Genomic DNA, 10,457 nt, shown 5'->3' with positions numbered 1-10,457 from the left:
AGTGGATAGGTGGTCCCAGTCCCACCTCGTTGGGCGGTGACTTTCTGTACCGGGCGGCCGTAGGCGGTTCCATGACCGATTCCGGGTGGACCGCAGAGAGAATGCCGGACATGACTGGCGAGACGGTAATCGTCACGGGCGCGAACAGCGGCCTCGGCTACGAGGTGACGCGCGCGTTCGCCCGAACGGGAGCGTCCGTCGTCATGGCCTGCCGACGGACGAATCACGCGAAGACGATGAAGGGGAAAATTCTCACCGAGGCTCCCGATGCGACGCTCGACGTGCGCGAACTCGACCTCGCGGACCCGTCGTCGATTCGCGCTTTCGCGGACGGTTTCGAGTCCGAGTACGACGACCTGCGCGTCCTCTGTAACAACGCGGGCGTGATGGCGGTCCCGCGGGACGAAACGGCGGACGGGTTCGAACTGCAGTTCGGCGTCAATCACCTCGGACATTTCGCGCTCACCGGACTCCTACTCGATGCGCTGCTCGAAACTGACGGCGAGACGCGCGTCGTCACCCAGAGTAGCGGCCTGCACGAGAACGGGGAGATGGACTTCGACGATTTGCAGGGCGAACGCGAGTACGACAAGTGGGACGCTTACGCCCAGAGCAAACTGGCGAACGTGCTGTTCGCCTACGAACTCGACCGGCGACTCGGCGACGCCGGTATCGAGGACGTGGCGAGCGTCGCCTGTCACCCCGGCTACGCGAGTACGAACCTCCAGGGTCGCGGCCCGAGGCAGGAGGGTTCGACCCTTCGCCTGTGGATGATGCGCATTGCGAACGCGGTCCTCGCCCAGAGCGCCGAACGCGGTGCCCTGCCGATGCTCTACGCCGCAACCGCTGACGGCATCACGGGCGGCGAGTACGTCGGCCCCGACGGGTTGATGAACATGCGCGGCCCGCCTTCGGTCCAATCGTCCAGCGACCGCTCCTACGACGAGGTGGTGGCGGAACGCCTGTGGGACACCTCGGAGGAGTTGACCGGCGTGACCTACGATTTCCGACGGTCGAAGTCCGTCAGCCACTGACGTTCTCCCCGACGGAGGGATTATTTTAACTGTCGAGGCGCGAACGGGATGCGTATGGAGACGGACGACGCACCCTGCCTGACGACGGTCGAAAACCTCCCCGAAAACGACTCGTTTCTGTTCACGGTTCGGGAACGCGACGGGTCGGAAGAGGAGGTCGTTCTCGTTCACGGCGACGACTGCATTACCGCGTGGAAGAACTTCTGCCAGCACGAAACCGACCAGCGACTCGACCGCGGTTTCGGCGCGGCGATGCGCGACGGGGACATCATCTGCCCGAAACACGGGTCCATGTTCGACGGCTGTTCCGGCCACTGTGACAACGGGAAGGCCGCCGGTTCGACCCTCGTTTCAGTAGACGTTACGGTGGACGACGGTGCCGTCTACCTGACCGACCGAACGTGTGAGTTCGCACACGGGGGCGGTATCGAGGAGGACGACGAAGACGACATGCCGAGTTCGTCGTCGCACCTCTCGTTTTAGATTCCCGATTTCGGACACGTTCAAAAATCGATTTCCACGTACGGAGCGAGGGAACGGACGATGGCGACTGCAAAACTCACGATTACGATTCCGACGGACGTTTGGGTCGGTGACCTTTCGACGAACCACCCGACCGCGGAGTTCCGAGTGTTGGCGGCGCTTCCGGCCGAGCAGACCGGCGTCGGACTCCTCGAACTGACCTCGACCGACATCCCGTCGGTTCTCCGCGAGATGGCGGCGTACGACGACGTTCTCGACGTCGAACCCCTCCGCGCGTCCGAGGAGACGGCGCTCGTCCGGTTCGAGACGACCGACCCGATTCTCCTCCTCTCGATGCAGGAGTCGGGGGTTCCGCTCGAACTGCCGATAACCTTCCGCGACGGGGAAGCCACGCTCGAAGTCACCGCCTCGCACGACCGGCTCTCGACACTCGGGACGCAACTGGAGCTGTTCGATATCGCCTTCGACGTTGAGTTCGTCCGTGAAATGACGGCTTCTGAGCGGTTGCTCACCGAGCGCCAACGACAACTGCTGACGACCGCAGTCGAGTGCGGCTACTACGACTCGCCGCGAACCTGCACGCTCACGGACCTCGCGGCGATGGCCGACATCGCCAAATCGACGGCCAGCGAGACGCTCCACCGAGCGGAAGGGAAGGTCATCAAGCAGTACGTCGGTACCGACGAGTAGTCCCGTATTCCGTCGCCGTTCCGCCGACCCGACCCATCCCGATTCGGCTCAGCAACAGTAGATGAACGGATACATCAGCGCTACGCGGTCCCCGTCCTCCAAGCGCGTGTTCAACCCGCCGATGTGCTCGTTGAAGGTCCCGTTGATGGCCACTCGTGCGTACGCGCGGGTTTGCTCTCCCTCCGGGTTCTTCCGCCACGTTCCGGGGAGTTCCCCGGGGACCGTCGCCCATCCCCGCGTCGTCGCGTCGGCCTCCGTCTCGGCGATGAGCATGTCCTCGACGTCGTACTCCGCGAAGAACGCGGTCAGGAATTCGCGGAGCGTCGTCCCCTCGAAGGTGAACGTGAGCCCCGGCGACCCTACCGCGTCCCGGACGTGGCCCGTACAGCGCACCTCGACCGTAGTTTCGGCCGTCGATCGTTCCTCACTCGGTTCTATTCTCCCATCCGATCCCACTTTCTCACCCGATTCCGCTCTTGCGTTCGATTCGGTCTTCATACGTCACTAGACGACTCCCGGAACCGAGAAGCCGTGTGCGAACATGTTCGGGAATCGTTCGGTTTCGGGGTGACTCGGTTACGAACGGTCGATTCGCGGCCGGTCGTTCGGTGTCTGTCGTAGCGGGCGGCGGTGTCGGTCGTCGCGTCCCTCAGTCGGCATCCGTGGCCCGCGGAGCGAGCACGAGCAGTGCCGTGCTGTCGGTCGTCGCATGCGGTGCGACCTCCTGCTCGCCGTCGAATCGCACGACGTCTCCCGTTTCGATGTCCCGCGTTTCGTCGCCGACGTCGAGTTTCATCTCGCCGGACACGAGGTAGAGGACGATTTGACGGTCCGGGTGTTGGTGCTCGGGGACGCTTTCGCCCGCCGCCAAGCGAAGGCGGACCGTCTTTGGTTCGCTGTCCGGGAAGACGACCGCGTGCGGCGTCTCGTCGAGGTCGTCGAGGTGGACGACCGAACTCGCCGTCGTCTTCGGGAATCGGGCCACGAACTCCTCCGGTCCTCTCTGTTCGGCTTCGTAGCTCTCGGCGTCGAACGTCGGGTCCTCGGCCTGCAACTCGTAGAAGAACGGCTTCGGTTCGTGGTCGTTGACGAGTTCCAGCGTCTCGCCGCGGTCGAGGTCGGCGAATTCCGCGTGGATGGTCGCGTGGCGTTCGGACGGTGGCAGGTCGCGGACGTCGATTCGTGTCATACGACTCGTCCTACGCTGCCCGTCGTCATCCGATTTCATCCGAACATGTTCGTCTCTTAGTGTGTGTCCGATAAACGTCCTCGACTGTTCACTCCCTTGTCGTGTCCTACTACTTTCATCCGCTCCACGGCGATGAAACAGACGCGAGTGCCGGTAGCGGTTAGCTGGGAGTTCTCAGAACGGTTCTGCGGACTTTTATCGAGTTGTCGGTCGAACTGAGTGTCATGGTCATTGTTGATGAGAAACTGGTCGATGACCTCTCGCTCCGCGACCGCGAGTATCAAATCGACGACTTCGTGACGTACCTCGAACGTCACCATCACGGGGAGGAACCGGGGATTTCGATGGAGTGTCTCGACGCCTACGCCGACGCGCTCGGCTACGACAGGGACCGCACTCACGCGCTGCTCGAAGAGCGGCTGACGGATTCAATGACGTGGACGCCCGGAAACAACCTCTATCGGGTGGGGGAGAACGTCAGCATCTATCCGCCGTCGTGGCACGAAAAGTTGAGCGATACGATAGATATCGCCGAGTACGTGCGAATCATGCTGGAGGAGAAAATCGCGGCGACCGGCAGACTGCCGCCCGCTCGTCGTGGGGTTCCACAACCGGACATCCTCACCGCCATCGAGATATTCGCTGACCTCGACCGCGAGATGGGCGAGGACCTGCTCAAAAAGCAACGACAGGAGGGGTCCATCGTGGTGTTCGCCTCGCAGAACCCCGAAGACCTCGTTCGACTGCCGAAGACGGAGGAGTAACGCATGAAGATAGCGACGGAGCGAAACGAGAACGGTCAGTTCGAACTGTTCGTCCTCCTCGACGGCGAGGTGTACACCAGCAGGCAGGTGGGGTCGGAAACGGAGTGGACCGAGTGGGAGCGACTGGACGGGGCCGAAGGAACGTCCATAGCGGTCGGTCGCAACGAGGACGGTCGCCTCGAAGTGTTCGTTACGGACCCGTCGAACGGGACGTACCACAACCGCCGGGAGACGGCCGATTCGGAGTCCCCGGTCGGTGACTGGGAGGGGTGGCGTCCGCTCGCCGACGACCCCCGTCCGGGCGGGTCGGTCGCGGTCGCGCCCAACGGCGACCGGCGACTCGAAGTCTTCGTCACCGACCCGACGATCGGGACGTTCCACACGAGACAGACGGAGCAAAACGGGACCGCGTGGACCGACTGGGAGTCCCGAGGGGACCGAGCGGGCGACGAAATCGTCGTCGAACGCGACGCCGAGGAGCGGTTGCAGGTGTTCCTGCTCAACTACGCCGACGAAGGGGCGGGCCTGACGGAGGCCGAAAAGGAGTTCCTGTACGGGGTCCACCACTGCTGGCAGCTCGAACCGGACGGCGACGAGTGGGCCGATTGGCACCGACGCGGACGAGCAAACGGCCACTCGCTCGCCGTCGGGGAGAACGAAGACGGACGCTTCATGGCGTTTCTCGTTCGGGACGACGACGTTCCGATTCACATCCGGCAAGTCGGGTTCGAGGATACCGAGTGGGAGGAGACGTGGAGCGAACTGAGCTATCCGGAGGATTTCGAGATATTCCACCGGCCGAAGGCGAAATCCGTCGCTGCCGGTCGGGACGCGGCCGGTCGGGTGGTCGTGTTCATCACCGGCCGACGACTCCACAGTTTGGCACAGCAGTCACCGAACGGCGACTGGTCGCTGTGGGAGCGATTCGGCAAAGTCCGCTGCGCCGGACTCGACGTCGCCCGAACGGCGGACGGGCGACTCGTCGTCTTCGGTCTCGAAGACGCGCCGAAAGCGGCCCGCCGTCCGAAGGTTCACCAGCGATGGCAGCGGGAACCGAACGGCCGCTGGTCGAAGTGGTGGTCCCGCACGATTTAACCCCGAGTCGTTTCCGTCGGCGCGGACGCCGCGCCGATTTCGACCCGACTTCCGAGTTCGGGTGCGCTCGCGTCGTAGCCGTCGGCCCGTAACTCCTCGGCGAACGCCGCGCACCTGTCGCCGTGGTTGACCAGCACCGTGGCGTCGCGGTAGGAATCCAAAAATTCGAGGAGGCCGTCCCGGTCGGCGTGGGCGGAGAAGTCGTAGGACTCGACCTGCGCGCTGACGGGCATGACGCGGCCGTCGATTTCGCCGCGTCCGGTTTCGAGCAGGTCCCGGCCGGGCGTTCCCTCGACCTGATAGCCCGTCATGGTGATTTTGTTGACCGGATTGGCGCGGATTTCGGGGATGTACGTCATCGCCGGGCCGCCCGAGAGCATCCCCGAAGTCGTCACGATGACGGTGTTCTTCCGCGCGATTCGCTTGCGCTGGCCGTTCCGCCCCGTCACGAATCGCGCGTTCGAGATGGCCCGCTGGAGAGCGTCGGGGTCGCGGACGAACTCGGGGTGCTGGCGGAGCATCCGCGTGACCTGCTTTCCCATTCCGTCGACGTAGCAGTCGATGTTGTGCGCTTCACAGACCATAAGCATCTCCTGTGTTCGGCCGATGGCGAACGCCGGGACGACGACGGTGCCGCCCTCCCAAATCGTCGTCTTCACGCTCTCCGCGAACTCCCGCTCCGTCGCGGCCCGCTCGCCGTGTTCCACGTCCGAGTACGTGCTCTCACAGAGTACCACGTCCGCGTCGGGGCGGGCGGTCGTCCCTGACAGCAGTCGCTGGTCGCCGGTGTGGAAGTCGGCGGTGTACAGCAGTCGCGTCTCGCCGTCGTCCACCAGCACGTGCGCGCTTCCGGGGATGTGGCCCGCGTTGTAGAACGTGATTTCGTGGCCCGCCGCCTCGAACGACTCGCGGTAGCCGTGGGGTTCAGACACCTGCGTCACCCGTTTGAGTTCGGCCTCGGTGAACGGGCAGTCGTAGCTCCCGCCGTGCAGTTTCAGCGTGTCCCGCGCGAGGATGCGCGTCAGTTCGTAGGTCGGCGGCGTCCAGTGAATCGGCGGGCGGTCGTCACCCGAGAGCAGGGAGGGGAGGATACCGACGTGATCCAGATGGCCGTGAGAGACGACCACGGCATCGGGGTTCACGTCGCCGACCGGATACTGCGGCGGATTCCCGGTCAGCATTCCGTAATCGAGGAGGAGGGAGTCGTTGACGAGAATCGCGCTCCGGCCCACCTCGCGCGCCCCGCCGAGAAACTGGATATTCATTGGGGGGTCTAACGGACGAAGCCGTTTTTCTTCGTCGGTTTCGACCGCCCCGTAAAGAATCACCGACTCGCGGTCACGGGGCCTTGATGTACCCGTAGTTCAGTTCCTGCAGACGGGCCAGTTCGCCGACACCGGAGGGGACGGATTCGACGCCCGGGAGGAGGTCGTCTTCGGTCACGTCCAGCATCTCCATCGCGTTCTCACACGCGCGGAAGGTGACGCCCCGTTCCTGTAGCGACGCGATGCGGTCCGCGAACTCGTTGTCGGCCGTCGGCGGGGTGTAGACGAGGATTCCCTTCCCGTTCGCCAGCAACACGAGGTCTTTGACCGGAACGGTCTCGTCGTCGAGCAGGTTCTTCGCGTTCAACAGCGCGTGTTCCTGCGCCGCCGATTCGCCGCTCGATAGGTGAATGACGGTCTTCGACGGCGGGGACGGCCGTGAACACGCGTCCGTCCGTTCATCGAACCGGTCGGCGGTTCCGCGAACCGATTCGCTCCCGAACAGGAGGGTACCGAACGCACCGGCGGCCGAAACGAAGCTTCTTCTCCACATGCACTTTTCATTTCGGTCTCGGTTGCAATAATGCTCGTTCTGAGTTTTTATTCTTGAAAACGATGGAAAAATATATCCCTATGTATGATTTCGATACTTTTCGTCGTGTCCAAACGAGTCGTTTCGGTTGACTCCACGACGTTCCCTCCGAGCGCCGACGTATCCGTTCTTCGACCCCGAGTAAAACGCCACACCGCCGCCGGTTCCTGTCCCTTTATCGGGCCGAAGGCCGGAGTTCAGTGTGATGTCGGACAGAGCCTACACCTTGGACGGCGACTGGAACGCCCTCTACATCGACGGCGAATGGATCGACGGCGGTGACCGGGACGAAATCGACGTGACGAACCCGGCGACCCGAGAGCAAATCGCGTCCGTTCCGGCCGCTACCGAGGACGACGTAGACCGCGCCTACGAGGCCGCCGCGGAGGCACAGGCCGACTGGGCGGACCAATCGCCGAACGAGCGAATCGGCGTCATCCAGTCCGCGCTCGACTTGCTGGACGAGCACCGGAACGACATTCTCCACTCGCTCGCGGTGGAGTCCGGAAGCGCGAACATGAAGGCGTTCGCGGAGTGGCAGACCGCGCGCGGCATCACCCAACAGGCCGCCGAGTTCCCCTTCCGCGTCGGCGGCGAGATCAAGGACTCGATGATTCCGGGGAAGGAAAACCACGTCAAGCGAATCCCGATGGGCGTCGTCGGCGTCATCTCGCCGTGGAACTTCCCGTTCAACCTCTCGATGCGCGCCGTCGCGCCCGCGCTGGCGCTCGGCAACGCGGTCGTGCTCAAGCCCGCTTCGCCGACTCCCGTCACCGGCGGCCTGCTCCTCGCCAAAATCTTCGAGGAGGCCGGACTGCCCGAGGGACTGCTCAACGTCGTCCCCGGCAAAGGCTCGGAAATCGGCGACCGGATGGCGTCCCACCCCGAACTCGACGTCATGGCGTTCACCGGTTCGACCGAAGTCGGCAAACACGTCGCCAGCCTCGCGGCCGAAAACCTCGCGCTCCCCGCGATGGAACTCGGCGGGAACAACCCGCACGTCGTCACCGAAGACGCCGACATCGACGCGGCCATCGACTCGGCCGTCTTCGGGTCGTTCCTCCACCAGGGACAGGTCTGTATCTCCATCAACCGCCACCTCGTCCACGAGGACGTGTACGACGAGTACGTCGAGAAACTGACTGAGCGCGCCGAGTCGCTCCCCATCGGCGACCCGACCGACCGCGACAACGTTATCGGTCCCATCATCGACGAGGGCCAGCGCGACCAGATGCTCGACTACATCGAATCGACGGTCGAGGAAGGCGCGACGCTCGAAACCGGCGGTCACCACGACGGTCTGTTCGTCAAGCCGACCGTCCTCTCCGACGCGACCAACGACATGTCGGCGTCGTGCAACGAGACGTTCGGTCCCATCGCGCCGGTCATCCCGTTCTCCTCCGACGAGGAGGCCATCGCCCTCGCCAACGCGACCGAGTACGGCCTCGCCGCCTCGGTCCACGCGGGCGACCTCGGCCGCGCGCAGGACTTCGCCGACGCCATCGACGCCGGGATGGTCCACATCAACGACCAACCCATCAACGAGGAACCCCACGTCCCCTTCGGCGGCGTGAAAGGCTCCGGAATCGGCCGCTACGACGGTGACGCCATCGTCGAGGAACTCACGCAGGAGAAGTGGATTTCGGTGCAGCGCGACCAGCGACGGTATCCGTTCTAAACCGACCTTTTACGACGGTCACGACCAGGAATGACGACGGCCGTCGTCATTCCTGCTGGTTCCCTGTAAAAGCTCGACCAAAAGCAGCGGAAGACGTTCCTGCTCGCTTACGCTGTGCGGGCATGCGACTTCCCAGCCTTCCTTCACTACGTTCAGGAAGACACTCCTCCCTCACCCCGCTCAGTCGTCGGCCCGCTCGCTTCCGAGGCGCTCCACGCCTCGTCGCTCGCGGTACGATTGATAGTTCCCTGAAAATACGACGCGCCTATCGCTCACTTCGTTCGCTTGTTCGGTCTCCTCGCTACTCCGCCAACGGGTCTTTCGGGGTGAACCAACTCGCAATCCCGCTGGGGTTCGGGTCTCGATTCGCCCGGAACCGCGCCCACTCGACGGTGAGTTTTCTGAGAACCAGCACCGTCACGGAGAGGGTTTCGACGGCGTTCTCGGTCAGGACTTCGAACGCCTCACGCCCGAATATCGCCCACACTCCGAGGAGAAAGAGCATGCCGAGCGCCTGTAGCGCCATCACCCAGACGGCCATGAAAAAGATAACCCGACCGGGAATTTCGAGGACCATGTGCACGGACAGCTCCTCGTACGTTCGTTCCCCGAAGAACTCGTGCCGTATCGTGGCGAGTTGCGAGCCGGTCATGACGAGAACCGACCCGATGATTGCTGGGGAGCTGGCCGACTCGACGGCGGACGGATATATCATCAGCGGGAGCGCCGAGAAGCCGAGTCCCCACACCACCGACAGCCAGACCAACGCACGTTTCGGCGGTATATCGGCGGCAACCATCCCGTAAGATGGATTCCTTCCGGGTCGGTTCCCCACGTCGATTCGTCCAACTCCGCGTTTCGGCTGACGCCGGGGAGAAACAGCGTCCGTCCCTCCAAGACGACCCGCCGCTCGGCGAAGAGCGCGGCACCGCTGTACAGCACGAGCGTGACCACGATTTCCAGCCAGTAGACGACCAGCATCTCGCGGACGTGCCAGTCGAGCCAGATGAAGCCACCGAGCGGGACGAGGTTCGAAAGAAAAATCGGCGCGAACGCGGAGAGGCCAGTGTCTCCCTCCCGATAATCGCGGTCCATCGGGCGAAAAATCTTGTCAGAAAACATTAAAAATTCCGTTTTCCCGACCCCGCCGGAATCCCGTGTGGATTGAACAGTGTTCACAACTGTATTATCCGCGGAATCGCTATCGAACACCGATGCCCCGACCGTCTCGCCGCGAGGTCCTTCGACTCGGCGCGAGTCTCGGAGCGACGTCGTTTGCGGGTTGTTCCGCCCTGTCGTTCTCCGAGAAACGCCTCACTGTAACGCTGTTGAACTTCGACTCCCGAAGCCACACCCTCCTGCTCGAACTGCTGCGGACGGATAGCGATGAAACGGTGTTTCGGAACCGATTCACGCTCGACACACCAACGGACGGAAAGGCGGCGTTCGAACGTCAGCGGACAGGGGTTGTCGAGAGCCGCGAGTATCGTGTTCGCGCTTCGCTCCCCGGGGGTGATGTGGAACGTCACTACCGGCTTCCTCGGAAAGTATCCGGTTTGGACAACTTCTGGGACGACCGGGAAACCAGGGGTGTTCGTCCAGGATGAGACCGCATGGACCATTTTCAGACGTGCTAGGTGATCGGTGGATCGTGCCCGCAATAGCCG

Annotated in this window: 13 protein-coding genes; 7 read left to right on the top strand and 6 right to left on the bottom strand. The window is 63.4% G+C overall.

The annotated features are described in order from the left end of the window. Positions 1-71: 71 nt before the first annotated feature. The 3 genes from BG842_RS12790 to BG842_RS12780 are packed head-to-tail and all read left to right on the top strand — an operon-like array spanning position 72 to position 2,207. On the top strand, positions 72-1,034 hold the full coding sequence (locus tag BG842_RS12790; RefSeq protein WP_069451032.1) for an oxidoreductase: 963 nt from the start codon (positions 72-74) through the stop codon (positions 1,032-1,034). A gap of 54 nt (positions 1,035-1,088) precedes the next feature. Beyond that, on the top strand, positions 1,089-1,517 hold the full coding sequence (locus tag BG842_RS12785; protein WP_069451031.1) for a Rieske (2Fe-2S) protein: 429 nt from the start codon (positions 1,089-1,091) through the stop codon (positions 1,515-1,517). Positions 1,518-1,577: 60 nt separating this feature from the next. Continuing rightward, positions 1,578-2,207 (top strand): helix-turn-helix domain-containing protein, encoded by a 630-nt coding sequence (locus BG842_RS12780; protein WP_069451030.1) that lies wholly within the window; start codon positions 1,578-1,580, stop codon positions 2,205-2,207. 48 nt (positions 2,208-2,255) lie between these two features. Here the strand turns inward: BG842_RS12780 and BG842_RS12775 are convergent, their stop codons facing one another. Next, the gene (locus BG842_RS12775) at positions 2,256-2,705 is read right to left on the bottom strand and encodes a MoaD/ThiS family protein (protein ID WP_083252517.1); all 450 of its coding nucleotides are present in this window, start codon (positions 2,703-2,705) and stop codon (positions 2,256-2,258) included. A 151-nt stretch (positions 2,706-2,856) separates the two neighbouring features. Beyond that, positions 2,857-3,396 carry a DUF2249 domain-containing protein gene (locus BG842_RS33140; protein ID WP_069451029.1) on the bottom strand — a complete coding sequence of 180 codons (540 nt, stop codon included), beginning with the start codon at positions 3,394-3,396 and terminating at the stop codon, positions 2,857-2,859. Between the two features lie 224 nt (positions 3,397-3,620). Here BG842_RS33140 and BG842_RS12765 point away from each other — a divergent pair, with 224 nt between their 5' ends. Then, positions 3,621-4,160: a hypothetical protein gene (locus tag BG842_RS12765; protein WP_069451028.1), complete on the top strand. Its 540-nt coding sequence runs from the start codon at positions 3,621-3,623 to the stop codon at positions 4,158-4,160. A gap of 3 nt (positions 4,161-4,163) precedes the next feature. Further along, entirely contained in the window at positions 4,164-5,255 is a 1,092-nt protein-coding gene (locus tag BG842_RS12760) for a hypothetical protein (protein WP_069451027.1), read from the top strand. On the opposite strand, the gene BG842_RS12755 is transcribed toward BG842_RS12760, so the two are convergent. Together BG842_RS12755 and BG842_RS12750 are read right to left on the bottom strand one after the other, a co-directional pair. After that, positions 5,252-6,520 carry an MBL fold metallo-hydrolase gene (locus BG842_RS12755; protein ID WP_069451026.1) on the bottom strand — a complete coding sequence of 423 codons (1,269 nt, stop codon included), beginning with the start codon at positions 6,518-6,520 and terminating at the stop codon, positions 5,252-5,254. The genes BG842_RS12760 and BG842_RS12755 overlap by 4 nt on opposite strands. 73 nt (positions 6,521-6,593) lie before the next feature. Beyond that, positions 6,594-7,073, bottom strand: coding sequence for a DsrE family protein (locus BG842_RS12750; RefSeq protein ID WP_069451025.1), 480 nt, complete (start codon positions 7,071-7,073; stop codon positions 6,594-6,596). Between the two features lie 244 nt (positions 7,074-7,317). Here BG842_RS12750 and BG842_RS12745 point away from each other — a divergent pair, with 244 nt between their 5' ends. After that, entirely contained in the window at positions 7,318-8,790 is a 1,473-nt protein-coding gene (locus tag BG842_RS12745; protein WP_069451024.1) for an aldehyde dehydrogenase family protein, read from the top strand. 301 nt (positions 8,791-9,091) lie between these two features. On the opposite strand, the gene BG842_RS12740 is transcribed toward BG842_RS12745, so the two are convergent. Together BG842_RS12740 and BG842_RS12735 are read right to left on the bottom strand one after the other, a co-directional pair. Further along, the gene (locus tag BG842_RS12740) at positions 9,092-9,556 is read right to left on the bottom strand and encodes a hypothetical protein (RefSeq protein WP_254662942.1); all 465 of its coding nucleotides are present in this window, start codon (positions 9,554-9,556) and stop codon (positions 9,092-9,094) included. Next, on the bottom strand, positions 9,505-9,885 hold the full coding sequence (locus BG842_RS12735) for a DUF6498-containing protein (RefSeq protein WP_069450097.1): 381 nt from the start codon (positions 9,883-9,885) through the stop codon (positions 9,505-9,507). The genes BG842_RS12740 and BG842_RS12735 overlap by 52 nt, the downstream gene beginning before the upstream one ends. A gap of 119 nt (positions 9,886-10,004) precedes the next feature. On the opposite strand from BG842_RS12735, the gene BG842_RS29875 reads away from it, so the two are divergent. Further along, positions 10,005-10,397: a hypothetical protein gene (locus BG842_RS29875; RefSeq protein ID WP_069451023.1), complete on the top strand. Its 393-nt coding sequence runs from the start codon at positions 10,005-10,007 to the stop codon at positions 10,395-10,397. Positions 10,398-10,457 lie beyond the last annotated feature (60 nt).

This window comes from Haladaptatus sp. W1, from assembly GCF_001723155.1.
Taxonomy (GTDB): Archaea; Halobacteriota; Halobacteria; order Halobacteriales; family Haladaptataceae; genus Haladaptatus; species Haladaptatus paucihalophilus.
The sequence above is the reverse complement of the archived record's forward strand: the minus strand, read 5'-3'. Positions and strand labels throughout refer to the sequence as shown.